Raw genomic sequence first — 21,889 nt, 5'->3', positions numbered from 1 at the left:
TCATCAACCTTGTTCGCTGGCAGGGTTTTCCAGAATGGTCGATATCAGCCGGTCGATTGTGTTGGCGCGTCATCGATACCGGCAACGGCGGGGGCTGAATCCCGCGGCCTGAGAATCGGCCGCAGCTGTGTGCATCGCGTGCCCTCGAGCACAAGTACGTATGTCGTACCTCATCACCGCGATGAGTTTTCCTGCTGACCCGAGTCTGTATCGACGACATCGGTAAACCAACAGCACCAGGAGACATCATGACCGACGACGCAATCAGCGAGGTTGCCACCATCGAAGCGCCGGCCGCCACCGTGTTTCGCATCCTCGCCGACCCGGCAACCCACGCCGCTATCGACGGCACGGGCTGGGTCCGGCAATCGCTCGACGGTCAGCATTTGACCGACGTGGGACAGATGTTCCGGATGGCGATGTATCACGACAACTACGGCGGACGAGCCTACGAGATGGCGAACCAGGTGGTGGTGTTCGACCCGCCGCGCACCATCGCGTGGAAACCGGGACAAGACATCGCCGGCAACGGCAACGTTGAATTCGGTGGGTGGATTTGGCGGTATGACCTGACACAGGTGAGTCCGTCCGAAACTCAGGTCACGTTGTCCTACGACTGGTCGGCGGTGTCGCCCACGCTACGTGAGCACATCCAGTTTCCGCCGTTCGCCGATGATCACTTGAAGAACTCACTGCGCCACCTCGGCGAGCTCGCCGCCGATGCCGACAACCAGTAGCGGTGAGAGCCTCAGCACTCAGGAAGAGGCATCGCATGACCAGTTGATCCGGCGCTGTTTCTTGGATGTCGTAGGGTTTCCTGACAAATGTCAGTACTTTCCATACCCGCGGTCGCCGACAACGTCGCCCGGCTGTTCGCCGCGACGGTCAATCCGGCCGCCAAGGCTGCCGTTAGTTTCCCGGCCATCGGTGGCCGCACGTCGAAGATCACGGTTCCCACTCGGTACGGCCCGGTTTCCGCGACTGTCTACCATCCGGAGGCGGCGACCGCGTCCGCGCCGGTGTATGTGAACGTCCACGGCGGAGGGTTCGTAATCGGTCACCCAGAACAGGACGATCCGTGGTGCCGGTACTTGGCTGCGGAGGCTGACGTAGTGGTGCTCAATCCGGAGTACGTGCTGGCACCACGCCATCGCTTCCCGGCAGCGCCGCAACAGATCTACGACATCGTGTGCTGGGCCGCCACCGCCGAGCAGGATGACTGGGACGGCACCCGCTTGTGCGTCGGCGGACAAAGCGCAGGAGGCAACCTGAGCGCGGCGGCGGCCCGGCTGGCATTGGAGAACCGCGGTCCGGCAATCGCCCTGCAGGTACTGCACTATGCGCCGCTCGACCTGGTGACTTCCACCCGCGACAAGCCATCGACGGCAGGCGCCAAGGCGGTGTTGAAACCATGGATGGGCGAGGTATTCGACACCGCCTATATTCCCGACCCAGCGCAACGACGCGACCGGTTGGCTTCCCCGGCCTGGGGATCTAACGCCGACGAAATCGCCGGCATCGCACCGGCTTTGGTGGTGACCGCCGCGAAAGACCGACTTCGCAACGAAGCCCGCAGCTATGCCGACAAGCTCGCTGCCGTCGGGGCGTTGGTCGAGTACTACGAAGTGCCCGGCGTCGACCACGGCTACAACATCATGAGCGAGGCTACCGAGGTGACCCGCCAGGCGTACGCTCGCATCGCCGCGCACGTGGCACGTGCCACCGCTCCGGGCCCGCAATCGCATTGAGAGACCCGATCCAGGTTGGGTAAAGGTTCGGCCACGTTTCGGTGTCACGCGACATGGCACCGCGGTCTTGGTCGCCTCGCGATCGACAATGCGGGGCATGAGGCAATCGCGGGAGCCCGGCGTTGGCGCGTGAGATCTCCCGCCAGACGTTCCTGCGTGGTGCCGCAGGAGCGTTAGCCGCCGGCGCGGTTTTCGGCTCGGTGCGGGCTACCGCCGCGCCGAATGCCTCCGGCTGGGACGGTCTTTCCGCCGCCCTCGGCGGGAAGGTGTCGCTACCGGATAGTCCCCAATTCGCGACGGGAAAACAGGTTTTCAACACCAACTACAACGGGTTCACGCCGGCAGCGATCGTGACCCCGACCTCGCCGGCGGACGTGCAGAAGGCAATGGCATTCGCTACCGCCCACAACCTCAAGGTCGCTCCGCGCAGTGGTGGGCACTCCTATGTGGGGGCGTCCACGGCGAACGGCGCCATGGTGATCGATCTGCGCCAGTTACCCGGCGGCGTCAATTACGACGCCGCCAGCGGGCACGTTACGGTGACGCCCGCTACCAGTTTGTACGCGATGCATGAAGCTTTGGCCGCTGCCGGGCGGGGCATCCCGACAGGTACCTGCCCGTCGGTCGGCTCCGCGGGGCACGCCCTGGGCGGCGGGATGGGCCCTAACTCCCGGCACGCGGGCCTGCTCTGTGACCAGTTGACATCCGCATCCGTAGTGCTGCCCAGCGGCCAGGCGGTCAACGCGTCTGCCGCCAGCAACCCCGACCTGTTCTGGGCGTTGCGTGGCGGCGGTGGCGGCAACTTCGGCGTGACAACCTCATTGACCTTCGCGACGTTCCCCACCAAGGACGTCGACGTCGTGAACCTCAATTTCCCGCCGCAGTCGTTCGCTCAGGTGCTCGTCGGTTGGCAGAATTGGCTGCGCACCGCGGACCGAAACAGCTGGGCGCTGGCGGACGCCACCGTCGACGCCACGGGATCGCACTGTCGTATCCTGGCCACCTGCCCCGCCGGGTCGGGTAACAGCGCGGCGGCCGCCATCACGTCAGCCGTCGGAATGCAACCGACGGGTACCGAGAACCACACGTTCAACTACATGGACCTGGTGCGGTATCTCGCGGTCGGGAACCTCAACCCGTCGCCACTCGGATATGTCGGCGGATCCGACGTTTTCTCGACGATCACCCCCGCAGCCGCGCAGGGAATCGCCTCGGCGGTGGACACTTTTCCCCGCGGCGCGGGCCGCATGTTGGCAATCATGCACGCGCTCGACGGGGCCCTCGCGAGTGTGCCACCGGCGGCTACCGCCTTTCCGTGGCGTCAGCAGTCCGCGCTGGTGCAGTGGTACGTCGAAACATCGGGTGACCCGACGGCAGCGAGCAATTGGCTCAACACCGCACACCAAGCGGTCAAACCGTATTCGGTTGGCGGCTATGTGAACTACATCGAGCCAAACCAGCCGCCGGCGCGATACTTCGGCCCGAATATGTCCCGGCTGAGCGCCGTACGACAGAAGTACGATCCCGGCCGGGTGATGTTCTCCGGGCTGAACTTCTAGCCGCCGAGTGTCCTCTTATCGCTGCGGAAGCGGACGGGAGCGCACCAGTGTTGGCCACCAGAACCACGGCCCGAAGAGTCGCAGGATGCACGGCACGACGAACGAGCGCACGATCAGGGTGTCGAGCAGCAAGCCGATGCACACGGTCGAACCCACTTGGCCAATAGTTCTGAGATCGCTGGTGAGCATCGCCAGCATGGTGAAGGCGAACACCAAACCCGCGGACGTCACCACAGCGCCAGTGCTGCCGAGGGCGCGGATGAGGCCTGTGTTCAGCCCGGCGTGGATCTCCTCCTTGACCCGGACAATCAACAGCAAGTTGTAGTCCGAACCCACCGCCACCAGGATGATGAACGTAAGCGGCAATACCAGCCAGTGCAGCGGCAGGCCGATGAGGTGCTGCCAGACCAGCACGGAGAGCCCGAACGCCCCGGCGTACGAGAAGGCCACAGTACCGGGGATGACCAAGGCGGCCATCAGACTTCGCGTGAGGAACAACATGATCAAGAAGATCAGCACGAAGCCGGCGATCGCCACGATGAGCAGATCCGATGCGGCGTATTCCTTGATGTCCTTGTCGTTCGATCCGGAACCGCCGATATAAACCCTCGCCCCGGCCAACGACGTCTCTTTCAGCGCCGTGGTTATCGCCGTGGGGAACTGTTCGACGTGTTCCACGCCTTCGGGGCCCATCGCGTCCCCCTCGTGGGTGACGATGAACCGGGCAGCCTTGCCGTCCGGTGACATCAGGAGCGCTATACCGGTCTTGACGTCCTCGTTGTCGAAGCCCTCGTGGGGAATGTAGAAGAAGTCATCGCTGCGGGAGCGGTCGAAGTCGAGCCCCACATTGACCAGGTCGTCGAATGTCTGGTCGGTCTGGGTGGACTGTAGATCCGCCTGGCCGTAGGTGCTGACTAAAAGAGCGGCTAACGCTTCCGAATCGTCGGCCGTGAGTTTCAGCTGAGTTATTATCTGCGGCAAGATCCGGTCGACGGCCTCGAGTGAGGTTTTGGCGTTTGTGATGTCGGCGGCCAACTTGTCGATGTTGTCGAGCGCGTCGAATAGCGATCTGAACGTCCAGCAGATGGGGATGTCGAAACAGTGGCGCTCCCAATAGAAATAGCTCTTGATCGGCCGGAAGAAATCGTCCACATTTGAGATTTCCGAATTCATCTCCTGGGTGACGCGTTCCAGATCCTCGACGGTGACTACCGTCTTGTGCAGCTCATCCGACATGTTTTGGAAGAAGCCGATCTCTTTCCGCAAGACCGCGACGGTGTGCGCCGTGATCTGTGCCTGCTGGCTGGTATTGGCGTTTTGCTGCCTGTTAAACGGGAGCTGTTGACCGTTGCCGCTGCCCTGCGTGGTGAACAAGTAGGGGAGGGTGGCGTGTTCCAGGGGTCGACCCAGGGGTCTGGTGATGCTTTGCACCATCGCGACACCGGGAAGCCGAATGAGACTCTTGGCCACCCGGTCTAGAGAGATGAAGTCAGCTGAATTCCGCATATCGTGATCCGTCTCGACCATGAGCATTTCCGAGAACAGCTTGCTCTTCGGGAAGTGTCGATCGGCCGCCGCGAAACCTTGATTGGCGGGGGCATCGTGTGGCTGGTATTGACGGTCGTCGTAATTCTGCCGGTACGACGGCACGAAAATCGCCCCGAGTAGGACGGCAGCGGTACTGGCCGCAAGGATCGGGACCGGCCACCGCACCACGCTCGTCCCGATCCGCCGATAAAGGTGCGCCTTGACCGACCGTCTCGGGTCGAACAGCCCGAAGAGGCTGCCCACGGTCAATATGGCCGGCCCGAGCGTCATAGCCGCCGCGATGTTGAACAGCATGGCGATTCCGACGGCCGGCCCCATCGTGTGGAAATAGTTGAGTCGCGCGAAAGTCAAGCAGGCACACGCCAATGCGATCGTGAGCCCCGAGCCGATGATGATGGGAGTGACACCCTTGTAGGCGGTGTAAAAGGCGTCCTCCCGGCTTTCGCCGGCCTGTCGCGCCTCGTGATAGCGGCCCATCAAAAATATGCCGTAATCCGTCCCCGCTCCCAAGGTCAGCGCGACGACGATGTTCACGGCAAACGAGGAGAGCTCGATGTACCCGAGATGGCCGAGGGTGGCGATAACCCCCTTCGCGACAAGCATCTCGATCAGAACCCCCAGCAAGGGCACCAGCAGGTTGCTGATGGAGCGATACACCAGCAGCAACATCGCGACGATGAGCAAGATCGTGACGATCGTGATGTTGTTCAAGCTCGAGTTGGCAATAGCCACGGTGTCCGAGGCGAGCGGAGCCGCGCCGCTGACATAGACCTTGAGCCCTTTCGGCGGCTTTTTCGCCTCGACGATATGCCGAACGGCGTTAACGGACTCATTCGCCTGCATTTGTCCGATATCGCCCGCGAGACGCAACAGCACGTACGCGGCTTTGCCGTCGACGCTCTGCGCACCAGCCGCGGTGAGCGGCTTCCCCCACAGATCCATGACGTACTGCACATGCTTGGGGTCGTCCTTCAGGCGGCGCACCAATTTGTCGTAATACGTATGGTCGTCATCGTTCAGCGGCCGGTCGGCTTCCAACACGAGCATGGTCAAATTGGTCGAATTGGACTCGTGGAACTTTGCGCCGATGCTCAGCAACGCCCGCTGAGACGGCGCATAGTGCGGGACCATCGGCCCCGCGAGTTCTTCTGCGACCCTCTCTACCTGCGGCATGAAGGTGTTCGTCGACACGGCGAGAAGGGCCCAGAAGGCGATGATCGGTATCGCGAGGGCGCGAACCGTCCTGGGGACGAAGGGTCGTTTCACCCGATGCTCGCTCAAGTCGCTCATGCTGATTTCACCCTGCACATGACATGCGCATCCCCGTGGTTATCGGACTGTTCGTCGCGGACAACCCCATTCACCAGCATCCGGCAGCCGAGTTGACCACCATGAACCTGCGCCGAGACGCTGCCGGACACCACAGTGAGCGTGGTCGTCTCCGTGTGCGACCACGGCAAGCTGGTGAGATCAACCCGATGCGGATGCCCGTCGATGTCCAGGTAGACGAGCATGCCACCGTCGCCGACCGAGCCGAACAACTCATACCTGAGCTCTTTGGGGGTGGACTGCTCAGGTGCTGCCGGACCATTGACAGTGATGACGGGCCCGGGCGCGGAAAACTGGTGCACCTTCCACATGCCCACCGCACCGCAAGTGAGCGCAACGACGGCCACCAGAGGCATCCAGGTTCGCGCCAATACAGTTCTGCCAACCGAACGAGGGCTCACTCGATCACCTCTGAAGAATCTGGCCTTAGACCTCGTGTTCTCGCTCCGTCCCCAATCTTCGTGCAAGGAGACCGGGTGTCGTATATCAACTAGGTTGATATGCGAACGTGCAGAGATTACCAGCACTGGGTCTGACCGCGAACACCAGGTGTGCGGACGCTATCACCTGCCGGTGCCGATGGCACGGCGGACTGGTGGGCCGTCAGGATGCCTTCGGCAGACGCCGTTTCAACCTTGCGCTGAGAAGCATCCGAATCGTGAAGTTTGTAGCGGCCAACATGGGGAACACGCCGAGGAATGTCCGCTCGGACGGCCTCGCTCCATGCAAGTGTTCAAGACTGCCGAGCACATAAAAGCACCCCAGCGTAAATAGAGCACCGGGGATGCAGAACGCCATCGGGGAAGAACGATCGGCAATGACTTGCCTCGCGAAATCCAACTCGTCCTTCGACATCGGCTCTCGTTTGCGTAGTTTTATCAGAACCGTTTTACTGCTACCTATTTCGTCGCTTATCGGGGCAGTAGGTTTCCGATTCTCCAGCCGTTTTACGTAGACAAAAGCAAACGTAACCATCACCAATAGCAGCGCGAAGGCGAGTATGGCGAGAATCCGAGCCAGATCATAGTTCAATATTCCGCTCCTTCGCTCCGCAGTCGGAGCATCCTCGCAGTCGCCGAAGACTCCTGCAGACGGTACCCCAAACTTCTTGGTGCGCTGACCTCGGTCGGGTTGCCGTCACCACATCAATCCGCGGATGGTCTTTGCCGGTGGAATGTCTTCTACCGCCACCAAACCGGCCGGTGCGTCGCACACCCACTCGATGGCGTTGACGACTCGAGCCGCGGTCGAGATGCACCCGGCTTCGGTCGGATCGAACAGCGGGTGGGACACGTGGGTATTCAGCTCGACGCGGGGCTCACCTTCGACGACGACGCGGTGAACGCCGATTCGGTTGTCGGGTGGGTAATCCCAGTCCGGCGCCGATGCCGACGTGAGTCTGTTGACGTGCTCCATGGTGATGACTGGAACGCCGTCGCGCACGCCTTCGACGGCGAAGCGAGCCGCCGCCATCTGGCCCGGTTCGATTGTGGCCATTGCGCATTCGATCCGTTGCGGTGTGTACCAGGTTTCGACTCGCTCTCGCAGCTCGTCGAGTTCGATGCCGAGCTGGTCGGCGAGGTTGCGCACGGGACCGCCCCACATCGAGGTGATGACGCCGGGGAGAAACAGCATCGGCTTCTCATCGGTATCGGCCGGCAGGCCAAAACCCATTGCCTTGCCGGTGAACTCGAAGTCGTCGTAGTTGGCGTAGTCGAAAATCTCCTGCACCGTGATCGAGCGGGCCCGGGTGACGAGGCTCAGCGCGGCGTGCACTTCCGAGTCACCCGAGTATCCGGGATCGATGCCGTTGACGTACAGGGAGGTAGTGCCGGCTTTGCACGCCCGGTCCAGCGGTGTGCGCAGCCAGTCGTCGGCAAGATGCGGCGTGACCAGCCACACCATTGACGTGGACACCACGTTGACGCCCGCGGCCAGGAACTTGCTCAACTGTTCGACGGCCTCGTTGGGCCTTGTCTCGCCCTGCGCGGTGTAGACAACACAGTCGGCGCCAAGGGCGATGAGCGCTTCAATGTCGTCGGTTGCAATGACACCGGTGCGGGTGTCGAGTCCGCAGAGCTCTGCGGCATCCCGGCCGATTTTGTCCGGACTGGCGGCATGTACGCCCACCAACTCGAGATCGGGGCGCCCGATCAGGGCGCGCAGCGAATGGCGTCCGACGTTTCCGGTCGAAAACTGAATCACTCTACGCATTTTCGTCCGTTCTCGAGCGTCACCGACGCGGTGTTGAGCGGTTCGCGATCACGGGTGAGCGTGCTGCTGCGCGACGTGTTGGCGAGCGATGCGTTCGTCGTGGATGCGCACCAACTCGCGAAATCCGAGCCGATGGTATTGCGGGGTTGGTTGGATGCCCCATTTGTCCCGTGCGGTGGCTTTGCTTTCGGCGCCCTCCGGCGGTCCCAGTGGCGGGTAGGGGTACTTGCACTCCAGCGTGTCGTTGGAGTAGCGGATCTTCAGCAGTTCGCTGCAGATTTCGGTGAGGCTCAGTGTCGGGTAGCCGTAGTAGACCGCCATGAAGGGAAGGGTGAAGGCTCCTTCGATGACGAGGGCGACCAGACACACCAGCGTGGCGCGCTTGATCCACTTGTGCATGCGCGCGTAGTACGGAGTGGTGCCCGGAGGCAGGTCCTCGGTCGGGTTGGCTTTTTCCTCAGGCGATGTTGTTGTCATCGTGGGGCTCCTTAAAACTGTTCAGTCGGAGAAGATTTCGCGGTTGACGGTGTGTAGGTAGGGAATGGCCAGGAAGGGGGTGATGTAGAAGATGTCGTACAGCCACCACCCGATGACAGGGAACACGACTCCGGCGTAACGGACGTCGGCGTACATGGTCATGTTGAAGACGTAGGCGCACCAGATCACGACGCCCATCCAGCAGGTGATAACCATCCACTGGTGGCCCCACCGCTTCATCTGCAGGAATCCGATCGCAGCGGCGACGCGCATCGAGAAGACGGTCAGGATCAAGCCCGCCACGTACGCCTTCTCGCCCGGCCCGGAGGCCCCGCCGATCCACAGTTCGTTGTAGTGCCAGAAATAGCCTGCGTCGAACATGTTGCCCCAGCCCACCATCAGCACCCGGTTGATCAGCGTGTGGTTGGCTACCAGGTCCAGCGCCCAGCCCAGGCTGTTGAGCATGCCGTCGATCAGCACCAGGTAGCCGATCAGGGTGACGATCATCGGCCGGACCGACAGCCCGGCCCGCAGCGCCTGGCGTTGCAGCCAGACTCCGCGCATGAAAATCGGGAAGCCGATCAGCCCGGGCGCCCACATGCCCATCAGGGCAGCGCCCACGATCATCCACTTGTCGGCATGCCGTTGTGCCCGCCGCGACTCCTCGTGGTGATCCTCGAGGCCGATCGGCTCGTCGGATCTCTTGCCCTTCAACCCAAGTCGGCTGAGCGATGTCATACTCACAGGTTCCACCAGCCCCGTACGAACGACATGTAGAGCTGGATGAGAAACATCGTCAGCAGATAGCCATAGATGACGATCTGGAGGACGATCAGCGCCCTCTTGCGCTTCTGTTCCTTCTGATCCATGCTGCAGCCTTTCTCTAACGTGGTGAACTCGACGTTTCGATATCGGCCAGACAGGCGGCCGCGACTTCACGCAACCCCTCGGTGATTGCCCCATCGCCGCTGAGCGGGGCGAGGATGCAGGCGTCGGCGGCTTCCAATTCTGTTGCACCCGAGGCAATCAGCTGCCCGGCGGTCACCAAGACCCTGGTCGACGGCGGCTCGAAGTGGAACGCGTCGTCAGCGGTGCGGATCGCGACTGCGCACGCGACGAGTCGCCGCGCGGTCGACAGCGAAATACCCGTCTCGGCGACGACCACCTCAGCCTCTCGGTCGGCGGGCAGGTAGGCCATCGCGAGCGTGACGAACCGTTGCCGGAACGAAGGTTTGAGCTCCTTGAGTGAGCTGCGGTAGGCGGGATTGTACGAGCAGACCAGCATGAACGTGTCGGGCGCGGCGACGACTTCACCGGCGCGGTCCAAGTAAAGCGCCCGGCGGTGATCGGTCAGCGAGTGCAGGATCGCCAGCGAGTCGTGGCGGGCCTCGACCACTTCGTCCAGGTAGCAGATCGCGCCCGCCTTGACCGCCCGGGTGAGCGGGCCGTCTGTCCAAACCACGTCGCCGCCGGTCACCATGAAGCGCCCGACGAGATCAGAACTGGTCAAGTCGTCGTGGCAACTGATGGTGACGACCGGCCGGCCCAGCAGCAGCCCCATATGCTCGACCAGCCGTGTCTTCCCGCACCCGGTGGGACCCGTCAGCATGACTGGGATGCGGCGGCGGTACGCCTGCTCGAACAGCCGCACTTCGTTGCCGAGGGCGAGATAGGTGTCGGTGGTCATCTTTTCCTTCACGACGTCTTTCTTTCAAGGTCTGGTTCAGGCGGCGACGAGCTCACGATGGACGTGGGCAAGCACCCGGGGAAGTTCCTCCACTCGCCGGATGCGTTGGGACCGGCGCGGTCCGAACACCTCCGGAAGGGGGTCGACGCGGACCGGCCCTACGCCGACGTAGTAGACGGAGACGCCGGCATCGTTGGCCTCCTCGACGGCATGCGCTGTGTCGGCCCACGCATAGCGTCCCTCGTAACCCTCGTCGGAGATCAGGCCGTCGCCGATGACGATCAACAGGCGGCGCTCGGACGGCTGAGCGAGTAGCCGGCTGGTCAGATGCCGCAGCGGGGCGCCGAGTCGCGTGTAGCCGCCGGTCGCCAGGCCGAGGCCGCTGGGGGCGACCAGACGTGATTCGGGGAAGTCCTTGAGGCACTGAACCAATACCCGGTGACGGGTGTCGCCGGTGAACACGAAGACGCCGTGACGCTCCCGGGCGAGTTTCATCGCGCGCGACAGTGCGTCGGCGCAGGCCAATTCCAGCCGGAAGATCCGGCCGCCGTGCACACCGAGCGATGAACTGCCGTCGAGCAGCAGCGCCGTGGTGACGTCGCGGCTGCTGGGCAGGAGTTCGCGAAAGATGCGCGGCTCCGTCGCCTCGCCCGTCGTCATGTCGGTGAAATGACTGACGTACTGGTCGACGTCGATATCAGAGCCGTCTTCGAGTCGGCTCTTCATCGAGCGATGAGTGTGCTTTTCGAACCAGCTGCGCACGTCGGCCGATACCGCGACGGGCTTCGGGGTCCGTCGGGCTCCGGCACGCTCCAGAACGGCGACGTGGTCGCGCAGGAAGCTTTCGGTCCATGCGTTCCATTCGGGATACGGGATGCCGGGGCGATGATCCGGCGCTATGTCGAGATCGTTGTCCTGTGGGCGATTTGGCGGTGGCAGGTTCGAATTGCGTACGCCGCCGTCACCGCCGACGGGAACGGAGTAGGGCCGCGGGAGCCGCTTCTGGTTTGTGGTCCACGGCATCCTGCCGAATGTGCGTCGCAGTCTGTCGGACAGTCCTCGGGGCATCGTGTAGGCCAACGGCAGCAGGCCGATCAGCGGATGGATGGCCAACGATTGGTTGGTAGCGGCCATTTCGATGGCGCAGTTAAGCATGCTCGGAGCGTCCATGTCGGCGGGTCGCGCCTGCAGATCGGGCAGTACGCGGGTCATCTCGCCGACTAGGCCGGGCCACCGCGAACCGACCCAGCCCAGCGCAACGCCGGCTTCGACCAGGGTCAGGGCGCTGAGCTCTCGAACGGTCAGTTCACCTAGCCGGTACTCGGTAAGTCGCTCCTTGGAGGGCGAACACTGCAGTGCGACACCGCATGTGGCCGTGCGTCGCGTCCACTCGCCCGTGCTGAACGGGTACGGGACGTACACGTGTGTCAATGCCGCGTTCAGCCCGAAACCACGCCGATCCCCGCTGACCAGCCGTACACCGTCGCGGCGCCGATCGCTCAACGCGACCGCGGCCACGGCGCAGCTGCGTTCGAACAGCATCGCGTGGGCGTCAGACAAATCGTTCATTGCCGATCACCGACGTACTTGTGGGCGAGCATGCGCTCGATCAGAACGTGCCGATATTGGAAAACATCCAGTACCAGAACGCGATGATCAGAATGGTGCCGCCCCACGCTGCCACGTAGCGAAGGATTTCCCACAGATAATCCATGACCTGACCTCCTTGTCGACCAATGAACGGCTGGTGTTGCTGACGGGGTCACCGGATCTCCAGACCGTGTACGGCAGTTGCCACCAATTTCTCCAGCATCGAGTCGCGGCCGTCGAGGCGGTCGGTCGTGGTGACCACGCCGTAGATGCCGAGCAGAAAAAACGTCGCACTGTAGAACGCGTCTACCTCTGGGTGCACGGTGCCGTGTCCGCGGGCCCGTTCGATCTCACCGACCAGCTGCGCAATCACCGGGTGATCGGTCCAATCGTCGGCCTCCGGCCGCGACGGCGAAAAGTGCAGCGCCAACAACTCTTTGAAGAGCTTTTTGCCGAACACCGCTTCCAGGCCCATCACCAGCCTGACGACCTCCGTCAGCGCCGAAGTCAGGTCGTGGTCTCGTGCGAGAAACCGGGCGAATTCGGCAGCGATGCGAGCCTCTTCACGGTGCTCCAACTCGAGCAGCACATGTTCCTTGGTGGGGAAGTGAAAGTAGAAGGTGCCGTGCGCGACACCCGCGGCGGCCACGATCGAACTGACCTCGGCCTCTGCCATTCCGGCGAGTTTGAACTCCGCGATCGCCGCGCCGAGGATGCGTTCCCGCGTCTGCAGCCGGCGCACCTTGCGCGTCGAGAGGGTGGCATGCGATGCCATAGCTCGTCTTTGTAGTCGTTTTACTGATCAAAGTCAACCAACTCGGCTGGGACGAACGTTTGAAGTAACGGCTATTGACCAGCAAAAGCACCGGTTTTGCAGCGGCTTACTTCGGTTGAACGGTTGCCCACGCCGATTCAGGTCATTGATATAGGTCAACGGATAGAGGGTCGCGATGCGAGTGAGGAGACGCCGGCAGCGATCTAAAGCGCTTTTTCAGTCGGTGAAGAGTTCGCGGTTCACCGTATGCAGATACGGGATCGCGAGAAACGGGCTGATGTAAAAGATGTCGTAGAGCCACCAGCCGACCACCGGAAGTACGACGCCGGCGTAGCGGACATCGGCGAACATGGTCATGTTGAACACGTAGCCGCACCAAATCACCACGCCCATCCAGCAGGTGATGATCATCCACTGGTGCCCCCAGCGTTTCATCTGCAGGAACCCGATTGCCGCGGCGATGCGCATGGTGAAGACGGTGGCGATCAGACCGAATTCCCAAGCCTTCTCACCCGGTCCCGCGGCGCCACCGACCCACAGTTCGTTGTAGTGCCAAAAATATCCGGCATCGAACATGTTGCCCCAACCGTTCAAGAGCACGCGGGCCAACAGGGTGTGGTTTGCCACGGTGTCCAGCGCCCATCCCACGGTGTTGATAGCGGCGTCAATGATGACCAGATAACCGAGCAGAGTAACCAGCATGGGGCGCACCGACATTCCGCCACGTTGTGCGCGCCGTTGGAGTTGCACCCCGCGCAGGAAGAGCGGAAGCCCAAAGATTCCCAGTGCTGCCGTACCGATGAGAATGCTGCCACTGATCAGCCACTTGTCGGCGCGGCGCTGCGCCAGCCGCGATTCCTCCAGGTGCTCGTCGAGCCCGAGCCCGTTGCGTGCGCCGCTGACTGGCGATGCGATTGCCGCGGCAGAACCTGGCTTGGTGCGTCGCTTGGTAGTCGGCAGATGCACGATGTCCTCGCTTCTCCACGGGACGCGCTTTAACACGCGAAGTCCCGACCCGTGACGAACAACGTATCAAAACTGACCGAAGTCAACAAGAGATCGCCCCGGCGTAGGGGCGGAGGCGTCAGAGTCAGATAGGGGGCTCGAGGCTACGCATGGTCCTCGTCAGATAGTCGTCGACGAGCGCGCCGCGTGTCGGCCAATCGCGCGTGGAAATCAACAGCGCATAAAGTCCCAACAAAAAGAAGATCGCACTGTTCATCGGAGTGACATGGGGATCAATATGCGCGCTGTCTCGTGCGATTTCGATCTGCTCAGCGACCAGGACGATCAATGGGTGGTCTCTGCCCTCCTCGTTGGCCGGACGGGTCTGTGAAAAATGCAACGCCAGGAAATCGTGGAACAGCTCGTCGCCGAGACGGCGCTCGAGGCTCATGATCAGGCGGGCGCCTTCTGCCAGTACCGCTGAAAGATCCTGTGGCACCTTGAGAAACTGGTTGAACTGCTTGACGATGCGCTCTTCTTCGCGCCGCTCCAGCTCCAGCAGCACGTGTTCCTTGGTGGGGAAGTGGAAGAAGAACGTGCCATGCGCAACCCCGGCCGCGGTCACGATGGCACCGACGTCGGCATCGGCCATTCCGGCTCGTTTGAACTCGGCGATCGCCGCACCCATCAGTCGCTCTCGGGTTTGCAGCCGCTTCGCCTCACGCGCCGACATCCGATCCGCCACAGCCATGCCTTGTCCTTCGTAGCTCTGAGTCATCTAACGCCAAACACGCTTTAGCAGAGAGTATCGCGTTAAGACGGCGCACTGACTAAAGTGCCGCCCCGCACGGCGACGCTAAGTAGCCGATTGACTTGAGTCAGCTAGCGGAGCTAACCTGCCTGACGCACCCTCGCATCCGATATGAGGAGTTCGTATGGCACTCGAGCAATTCAACCTCTCGGGCCGGGTGGCCATCGTCACCGGCGCCGGCCGCGGTGTGGGGGCGGGGATCGCCAAAGTCCTCGCGGAGGCGGGAGCGACGGTTGTCGGGACGGCCCGCACCACCGATGAAATCGCCAAAACTTTCCAGCAGATCGAAGACGCCGGTGGCAACGGCCTGGCCCTACAAGCCGACGCGATGGTTCGCGACGACGGCGAACGGGTCGTGCGGGAGACCATCGAAGCATTCGGCAGAATCGACTTCTTGGTCAACAACGTCGGCGGATCCACCTATGCGCCGTTTCTGAACATCACCGACGAAGACTTCCGGCACACGTTCGATTGGTGTGTCACATCAGCATTCATCATGAGCCAGCTCTGTGTACCGCACATGCTAAAGGCCGGCGCCGGGTCAATTGTCAACATTTCGTCAGGGTCGGGCCGATTCGGCATCCGGGCGCTGGCCGCCTACTGCACCGCGAAGGGCGCCCTCGAGGCCCTGACCAGAGCCATGGCACACGAGCTTTCGCCGAAGATTCGGGTCAACGCGATCTCGCTGGGATCGTTTATGACCGACGGGCTGCAAGGCAGCCTGGATCTCATGCCGGGCTCTGCGGAAAAGATGATGGAGTTGACGCCGCTGCATCGGTTCGGCGACGTCGCCGACCTGGGGCGGCTCACGGTCTATCTGTGCACGAAGGATTGCTACGCAACGAATTCGGTCTTCCGGGTGGACGGCGGCATCGACGCGAATAACTCTCCCATCCCGATACCAGATCTCTGATCGGATGGCGCGCGGCGCCGTTACGCTCCGGCCGCGAGCTGGCGGGCGATCGCCCGCTTGTCGATCTTGCCGACAGCCGTCGTGGGCAACGCGCGCATGGCGACCAGCATGTCGGGCCGGGCGTGTGCCGCCACACCGCGCTCGTCCAAGTAGGCGTTCAACGCCGCGAGTGTCAGCGGCGGTCCGGCGAAAACAACCGCGGCGCAGATCTTTTCTCCGACATACGGGTCGGGCAGCGGAACCGCGGCCGCCGACCAGATCGCCGAATGGCTCAGCAGCTGTTCTTCGAGGTCTTGCGCGGAGATGGTTTCACCGGACCGGCAGATGATGTCCTTGACCCGGCCGGTGACCACCAGGTAGCCGTCGTCGCGTAGCCGTACCAGGTCGCCGCTGCGGTAGAACCCATCGGGATCGAAGTAGCGTGCATTGTCCTGCCCGGCACGGAAGTAGCCGTTGAAGGTGTATGGCCCACGTACCAGCAGTTCGCCTTCCTGCCCCGGGGCGACCGGCTCGCCCGCCGCGTCCACGATGCGCAGTTCGTCGGCCGCGCACAGTGGCCGGCCCTGAGTGTGCTCGACCAATTCCGGCGGATCGTCGAGCCGGGTGTAGTTCAGCAGTCCTTCGGCCATCCCGAATACCTGTTGCACGCCGGGGGTCAACGCGGTGCGTACCCGGCGAGCATCCTCGGGCTCCAGCTTGGAGCCGCCTACTTGCACGAGCCGCAGCGACTTTGGGGTCACCGGTTCCCAATCACAGGCTTGCGCCCACAGTTTGGCCAGCGCCGGCACCAGCGCGGTGACCGTGACGCCGTGCCGCGCGATCGTGGCGAATGCGGCCTCCGGGCTGGGATCAGTGCTGAAAACGATGGTGGCGCCGACGGTCATCGCGCCGAGCATGCCTGGGCACGCCAGCGGGAAGTTGTGCGCCGCCGGCAGCGTCACCAGATACACGTCGTCACTCGTCAGTCGGCACAACTCTGCGCTCGCGGTGGCGTTGTAGACATAGTCGTCGTGCGTGCGGGGGATCAGCTTGGGAGCGCCGGTGGTGCCACCCGACACGAGCAGCAGTGCCGGAAGGGCGGTGTCAGCCGCGATCTGCGGCGCTTCGCCGTCGGGCAGCTCCGACCAGGACACGAATGGGCCGGGGTCTCCGTCGACGATGACGTGTCGCAGCTGCGGATGAGTCGCGACCAGCTGCTCGGCCATCGACCGGTAGTCGAAACCGCCCGCAGTCTGGGCTGCCGTTTCCGCGATGACGAGCCCCACCGCCTCGCTGACCTGCGCGAAGTGACTCAGCTCGGCCAGACGATGCCCGGCCAGGCACATCACCGGGATGGCCCCGGCGCGCAGTAGACCGAACAGCGCGACGGCGAATCGGCACGAGTTGGGCAGTTGCAGGAGCACCCGGTCGGCGGGCGCGATCCCCAGGGCCGCGAACCCCCCGGCCGCTCGGTCGACGAGTTTGTCCAGCTCCGCGTACGTGTAGCTGCCGAGGTCATCGATTACGGCGACGCGATCGGGCCATTCCGTGGCAGCGCGTCGCAGGACGGAGTCGACGGATCGGCCGGTCCAGTATCCAGCTGCCCGGTACGCGGCGGCGCGTTCGGGGGAGAAGGGAACGAACCCGTCCATCGACACGCATTGTGCTGCGGTTTCGAGTGGTTGGGGAGAGGTCAAAGGCAACTCGGCGGCTCCCTCGGGGCAGGCGTGTCCTGCCTCCGGGCTATAGGGTAGCGTACACGAAGTTAGGGCAGCCTGAGCTAAGCTAGCCGACGGAGGTGGGGTTGTGGGTGGCGGATCATTCGTCGGCGTGCCGGCGAAATGGGCATGCCGCCCCGCTCCGCATAGCCGTATGCCGTTGGTTGGTGTGGCATGAGCGGCACACTCGCGATCGTCGGGGCCGGCGCCAAGGCGGTGGCAGTCGCCGCGAAAGCTGCGGTGCTGCGCGAAATGGGTGTCGAGGTCGCCGATGTTGTCGCGATCGAGCGCACCGGCGTGGCGGCCAATTGGCGGGCCGGAGGAGGCTGGACCGACGGTCGGCAGCGATTGGGTACCAGCCCCGAAAAGGACGTGGGGTTCCCGTACCGATCGTCACTCGTGCCCGGCCGCAATGCCGAAGTCGACGAGCAGATGATGCGGTTCAGCTGGCAGTCGTATCTGGTTGCGACGGACCAGTTCGTCGGCTGGATCGACCGCGGTAGGCCGTCGCCCACTCACGACACGTGGGCTCGGTACCTGCGCTGGGCTGCCGAGGTGGCGGACCTGAAAGTGGTTCGCGGCGAGGTCGTTCAGATTTCGGTCGACGGATCGCAATGGGAACTGCAAACGGGCGAGTCGAACGTGTCCGCCGATACGGTGATGATTACCGGGCCGGGTCAAGCCGAGCGGTGTATCCGATCCGGCGACCCACGAGTGTTGTCGATCGCGCAGTTCTGGGAGCGCGCCGCGCGTCACGACCGAATTGTCGCCGACAATGTCGCGGTCATCGGCGGCGGGGAGACCGCGGCGTCGATGCTCAATGAGCTGTTCCATCACCGGGTTTCATCGATCACGGCTATCTCGCCGCAAGCAACGCTGTTCACCCGCGGCGAGGGTTTCTTCGAGAACTCGCTGTTCTCCGATCCCGAGGGCTGGCGCAGGCTGTCGCTAGCCGAGCGACGCGACTGCATTGCCCGTACCGACCGAGGGGTTTTCTCGGCGCGGGTCCAGGAGTCACTGCTGGCCGACGAGAGGATCAAGCACCTGCGCGGGCGCGTCGTTCGCGTCGCCGATCGGGACAGCACAATCTGGATCACACTGCGCGCCGACCGCTCGGACGAATCTCTGGAAACCCTGCATCGCTTCGATCTCGTCATCGACGGATCCGGCGCTGACGCACTGTGGTTCGTGCCGCTGTTGAGTCCGGCGGCGCTGGATGTGCTGGAGCTGGGTTTGGGTGGGCCGCTGACGGGTGAACGGCTGGAGGAGTCCATCGGCCACGACTTGGCCGTTGGCGGCATCACGCCGAAACTGATCCTGCCCAACCTCTCTGGCCTCAACGAGGGCCCAGGGTTTCCGAATCTCAGCTGCCTGGGGTTGCTCTCGGATCGGGTTCTGGCTGCCCATATCGGGGTTGCCGACCCATCCTCGATGGGGAGAAGCGGTGAATACCAATCTGTTTGAGTGGGCGAGCAGACGCAAAATCGCCTAAAACCGTTACGTTTTAGGCGATTTTGCGTCTGCTCGCCCACAATTGGCCGAGCTTACCCGCCGAGCTTGGTCAGGACATCCGCAATCGTCGCCCCGCCCAACAGATCCGACACGTCCAGATCGTGATTGAACTCGATCTTGACGCGCCGCCGCAGTTCGAGGGCCTGCAGCGAATCCAGGCCGATCGCGACCATGGGAACCGTGGTGTCTATGTTTTCGGCGCGGTCTGCACCGATGGCGGTGGCAAGCAGTCCCAGCAGCCGGCGTGAGATATCCGATTTAGAGGCTGGGGATTCGATCTCGACGGGCGCTGAAAGTGGTCGCGATCCGGGCTGGGACAGCTGGGATATAAGGGGTCCGTAGCCGTAAGCCTCCAGCATCGGGCGGGCGAGATCGAAGTCGTACGCCAAGACGATGGCGTTCTCGTGAAACGGCCTGGTGCCCACCGCGAGAGCATCGGCGGGCTTCATTGGAATGACACCGATCGCGGAGAGCTGCGCCATGCTGGTCGCATCGAGATCGAAGTGGACTGTCCACTGGCCCCACTGCACGGAAACGCAGTCCAGGCCCTCAGCGCGGAGGCGGTGTGCCATGGCGTCGAGCATGCGATTAGCCGCGGCATAGACGACTTGGCCACGGCCGCCGATAGTCGCCCTCGCCGAGGAGCAGAGCAAGACGCGACAATCTTCGGTGCGGGGGTACGTCTCGAGCACCCGCGCGATGCCGACGACTTTGGCACGCAACGCCCGGTCGACCGTCTCGGCGGTGATCTCGTTCAGGTCGACGGCCGAATAGTCCACGGCCGCATGGATTATCAGATCCGCTGGGGCCTCGTGGTATTCGGCGGCCAATCGTGCCACCGCCGCCGGGTCGCCCACGTCACATCGGGCGATGCGGATATCGGTGGCTGTGGCCGCGCGGATCTCGCGCGCCCGGTCCGCGACGCCGGCGGCGGTCTCGCCCGACCGGCTTACCAACGTGATTCGGCGCGCGCCGCGCCGCGCGAAGTGATCGCAGAACTCCAGCCCGAGATTTCCGGTGCCGCCGATGATGAGCACATGTTCGGGTGGGGTGTCGTCGGGCTCGGGGACTGCATCGCGCTCGATGATCCGCTTCGCATAGAGACCGCCATCGCGCAGCGCCAGCTCCGGTTCTTCCCCTGTGTGTAGCGCGGCGAGGATCCCGTTCGCCAATTCGGACGTCGCCATTGTTGAAGCTTCGGCCGGCAGATCGAGGTGTTTGAATGCGGTGCCCGGATGGTCCGCGCCGATGCTGCGGAAGCCCGCACTCGCCGCCGCGTGCACCGGATCCGGCGGCGCATCGGCGGAAATCACCGTCTCGCCGCCAACGGTCACCAGCCAGCAGTCGGTAATCGCGTCGTTCAGTCCGGGCCACCAAGTGCGGTCGGAAAAGAACGTCGTGACCGCGGCCGGGGCGGCATAATCATCTATTTTGGGCGATTGCGGAACGAGTATGACCAAAGTATTGAGATCGGCTGGGACGCTTTCGATGTCGATCCGGCGAGCCGTAGCGCCGATGTCTTCGGCGGCGCGGCGCAGCGCGGTGACCAGTTCCGCGCAGACTCCGGTGTCATCGATGATGCCGATGACACGCGGCGGTACCAGCGAGCGTTGCGATGGTCGCACCCATTCCTCGACGAAGAGTCGCGCCGGTGGGGGTTCGGCGACGGGTTCCATGGCGGGCTCCGCAATGGCGCTGGCCGTCTGGGACAGTAGGGGGCGGTACACCTGCCACAGCCGGGTCTCGTTCATCCGGGTGTTGGGAAAATCGGTTAACGGCAACGGGACAGGACCGTCGGGCTCGACGCCCAGACACTCCCACGGGTAGCTCAGCTCGTGCGCGGCCACCTGCACGAGATTGCGGGTGAACTCGCTCAAATCGGTGGCTGTGCGGTTGGAGGTGCCCACCACGATGGGATCGGGGCCGTCTTCGTCGTGCAGCGCGGCGAGATTCTCCTGAATTGCCAGCTGCAGCGTGGGATGCTCGGCCAGTTCGACGAAGGTGTCGATGCCGAGCGGTAGGGCGTCGGCGATCGCCTTGTCGAAGCGAACTATGTTGCGCAGGTTCAGGAACCAATATTCTTCGAGTGTCAGGTCCTGCGTGATGGGACCACCGAGGGTGGCGCCCAGACAGTCGATGCCGGTGTCGAGGAACTTCGGATTCTGCAGTTCGAGCAGCGTGGCCGCGCGTACCTTTTCGGCGAGTGCGTTGATCAAGCTGGTGTGTGCGGGATATTGCACGCGAATGATCCGCGCGAACGTGCCGCGCTCGGTCAGCGTGTCGACGATGTCTTGCACGGTTTCCCGGTCGCCGGAGATTCCCACCATGCTGGGCGAATTGATCACCGACACCTGTGCCCAGCCCGAGCAACGCGCCAGCAGGTCCTCGCACGCGTCGCGGTCGGCGGCGATGACCGCCATTGCGTAGTCACCGGATTCGAATTCGTCGGCGGCACGCGCGCGTATCGCGACGATGCTGACCGCATCGGCCAGGGTGATCCTGCCGGACACATAGGCAGCGGCGATCTCTCCCTGGCTGTGCCCGATGGCTGCGTTCGGCGCGATCCCGAATGACCGCCACATGGCCGCCAGCCCGGCCATCTGCGTGAACAGCGCAGGCTGGACGGTACAAGCGGTGTCTTCAGCCGTAAGATGTTCGTCGAGAAGGTAATTTAGCGGCGATTCGCCGAGCCGACTCGCGAAGGCTTCGGCGCAACGATCTACTTCGGCCCTGAAAGCGGGGATCGAATCGTAGAAGAGGCGGCCCATTCCCGGCCGCTGGGCGCCTTGCCCGGGAAACACATAGGCGAACCGGCGCGCCATGGCGGCCGTGTTCGTGCGAATCAGCGTGGAATGCTCGCGGCCATCGAGGATCGCGCGCAAGGCGCCGAGCATTTCGGCACGGTCGGCCACCATGGCCAGGGCCCGGTGCCGACGGGCAATGCGGGTCCGGAACAGCATGTCGGCGATCGCCTGGGGCGCCACCTCGGGATGGCTTGTGGCATAAGAAAGTAGGGCCGCCGCCTCGCCGTGCAGCAGCTCGGGGGTATCTGCTGACACCAGAACGGGAACGGTGCCGTCCGGG

The 21,889-nt window shown here is 63.3% G+C and carries 19 protein-coding genes; 5 read left to right on the top strand and 14 right to left on the bottom strand.

Going from position 1 to position 21,889, the window contains the following annotated elements:
- Positions 1 to 248 precede the first annotated feature (248 nt).
- The 3 genes from AC5Y21_RS14265 (at position 249) to AC5Y21_RS14255 (ending at position 3,307) form a co-directional block, all read left to right on the top strand.
- A complete protein-coding gene (locus AC5Y21_RS14265) occupies positions 249 to 737 on the top strand; it encodes an SRPBCC family protein (RefSeq protein ID WP_499913094.1) in 489 nt (162 codons plus the stop codon).
- Between the two features lie 87 nt (positions 738 to 824).
- Complete coding sequence (locus AC5Y21_RS14260) at positions 825 to 1,748, top strand: alpha/beta hydrolase (protein ID WP_499913093.1); 924 nt, start codon at positions 825 to 827, stop codon at positions 1,746 to 1,748.
- 122 nt (positions 1,749 to 1,870) lie between these two features.
- Positions 1,871 to 3,307, top strand: coding sequence for an FAD-dependent oxidoreductase (locus AC5Y21_RS14255; RefSeq protein ID WP_499913092.1), 1,437 nt, complete (start codon positions 1,871 to 1,873; stop codon positions 3,305 to 3,307).
- 15 nt (positions 3,308 to 3,322) lie between these two features.
- Here the strand turns inward: AC5Y21_RS14255 and AC5Y21_RS14250 are convergent, their stop codons facing one another.
- From AC5Y21_RS14250 to AC5Y21_RS14195, 12 genes are all read right to left on the bottom strand, one after another.
- Positions 3,323 to 6,145 (bottom strand): MMPL/RND family transporter, encoded by a 2,823-nt coding sequence (locus tag AC5Y21_RS14250; protein WP_499913091.1) that lies wholly within the window; start codon positions 6,143 to 6,145, stop codon positions 3,323 to 3,325.
- Complete coding sequence (locus AC5Y21_RS14245; RefSeq protein ID WP_499913090.1) at positions 6,142 to 6,585, bottom strand: MmpS family transport accessory protein; 444 nt, start codon at positions 6,583 to 6,585, stop codon at positions 6,142 to 6,144. Before AC5Y21_RS14245 ends, AC5Y21_RS14250 begins: the two co-directional genes overlap by 4 nt.
- A 202-nt stretch (positions 6,586 to 6,787) precedes the next feature.
- The gene (locus AC5Y21_RS14240; RefSeq protein WP_499913148.1) at positions 6,788 to 7,159 is read right to left on the bottom strand and encodes a hypothetical protein; all 372 of its coding nucleotides are present in this window, start codon (positions 7,157 to 7,159) and stop codon (positions 6,788 to 6,790) included.
- A gap of 162 nt (positions 7,160 to 7,321) precedes the next feature.
- A complete protein-coding gene (locus AC5Y21_RS14235; protein WP_499913089.1) occupies positions 7,322 to 8,398 on the bottom strand; it encodes an NAD(P)H-dependent amine dehydrogenase family protein in 1,077 nt (358 codons plus the stop codon).
- Between the two features lie 48 nt (positions 8,399 to 8,446).
- A complete protein-coding gene (locus AC5Y21_RS14230; RefSeq protein WP_499913088.1) occupies positions 8,447 to 8,875 on the bottom strand; it encodes a hypothetical protein in 429 nt (142 codons plus the stop codon).
- A gap of 21 nt (positions 8,876 to 8,896) precedes the next feature.
- Positions 8,897 to 9,613 carry a hypothetical protein gene (locus AC5Y21_RS14225; protein ID WP_499913087.1) on the bottom strand — a complete coding sequence of 239 codons (717 nt, stop codon included), beginning with the start codon at positions 9,611 to 9,613 and terminating at the stop codon, positions 8,897 to 8,899.
- A 2-nt stretch (positions 9,614 to 9,615) separates the two neighbouring features.
- The gene (locus tag AC5Y21_RS14220) at positions 9,616 to 9,744 is read right to left on the bottom strand and encodes a hypothetical protein (protein WP_499913086.1); all 129 of its coding nucleotides are present in this window, start codon (positions 9,742 to 9,744) and stop codon (positions 9,616 to 9,618) included.
- A gap of 14 nt (positions 9,745 to 9,758) precedes the next feature.
- Positions 9,759 to 10,562, bottom strand: coding sequence for a CbbQ/NirQ/NorQ/GpvN family protein (locus AC5Y21_RS14215; protein WP_499913147.1), 804 nt, complete (start codon positions 10,560 to 10,562; stop codon positions 9,759 to 9,761).
- A 36-nt stretch (positions 10,563 to 10,598) separates the two neighbouring features.
- Positions 10,599 to 12,131, bottom strand: a complete 1,533-nt coding sequence (locus AC5Y21_RS14210) for a nitric oxide reductase activation protein NorD (RefSeq protein ID WP_499913085.1) — start codon at positions 12,129 to 12,131, stop codon at positions 10,599 to 10,601.
- Between the two features lie 193 nt (positions 12,132 to 12,324).
- Positions 12,325 to 12,927, bottom strand: coding sequence for a TetR family transcriptional regulator (locus AC5Y21_RS14205; RefSeq protein ID WP_499913084.1), 603 nt, complete (start codon positions 12,925 to 12,927; stop codon positions 12,325 to 12,327).
- Positions 12,928 to 13,143: 216 nt separating this feature from the next.
- Complete coding sequence (locus AC5Y21_RS14200; RefSeq protein WP_499913146.1) at positions 13,144 to 13,842, bottom strand: hypothetical protein; 699 nt, start codon at positions 13,840 to 13,842, stop codon at positions 13,144 to 13,146.
- 175 nt (positions 13,843 to 14,017) lie between these two features.
- Positions 14,018 to 14,623 (bottom strand): TetR/AcrR family transcriptional regulator, encoded by a 606-nt coding sequence (locus tag AC5Y21_RS14195; RefSeq protein WP_499913083.1) that lies wholly within the window; start codon positions 14,621 to 14,623, stop codon positions 14,018 to 14,020.
- A gap of 184 nt (positions 14,624 to 14,807) precedes the next feature.
- On the opposite strand from AC5Y21_RS14195, the gene AC5Y21_RS14190 reads away from it, so the two are divergent.
- Positions 14,808 to 15,596 carry an SDR family NAD(P)-dependent oxidoreductase gene (locus AC5Y21_RS14190; protein WP_499913082.1) on the top strand — a complete coding sequence of 263 codons (789 nt, stop codon included), beginning with the start codon at positions 14,808 to 14,810 and terminating at the stop codon, positions 15,594 to 15,596.
- A 20-nt stretch (positions 15,597 to 15,616) separates the two neighbouring features.
- On the opposite strand, the gene AC5Y21_RS14185 is transcribed toward AC5Y21_RS14190, so the two are convergent.
- Complete coding sequence (locus AC5Y21_RS14185) at positions 15,617 to 17,227, bottom strand: (2,3-dihydroxybenzoyl)adenylate synthase (RefSeq protein WP_499913081.1); 1,611 nt, start codon at positions 17,225 to 17,227, stop codon at positions 15,617 to 15,619.
- 240 nt (positions 17,228 to 17,467) lie between these two features.
- Here AC5Y21_RS14185 and mbtG point away from each other — a divergent pair, with 240 nt between their 5' ends.
- The gene (mbtG, locus tag AC5Y21_RS14180; protein ID WP_499913080.1) at positions 17,468 to 18,757 is read left to right on the top strand and encodes an NADPH-dependent L-lysine N(6)-monooxygenase MbtG; all 1,290 of its coding nucleotides are present in this window, start codon (positions 17,468 to 17,470) and stop codon (positions 18,755 to 18,757) included.
- An 80-nt stretch (positions 18,758 to 18,837) separates the two neighbouring features.
- On the opposite strand, the gene nbtC is transcribed toward mbtG, so the two are convergent.
- On the bottom strand, positions 18,838 to 21,843 hold the full coding sequence (gene nbtC, locus AC5Y21_RS14175) for a nocobactin polyketide synthase NbtC (RefSeq protein ID WP_499913145.1): 3,006 nt from the start codon (positions 21,841 to 21,843) through the stop codon (positions 18,838 to 18,840).
- Positions 21,844 to 21,889 lie beyond the last annotated feature (46 nt).

The organism is Mycobacterium sp. NGS41 (assembly GCF_059812725.1).
This window is presented reverse-complemented; position numbering and strand designations above follow the sequence as displayed.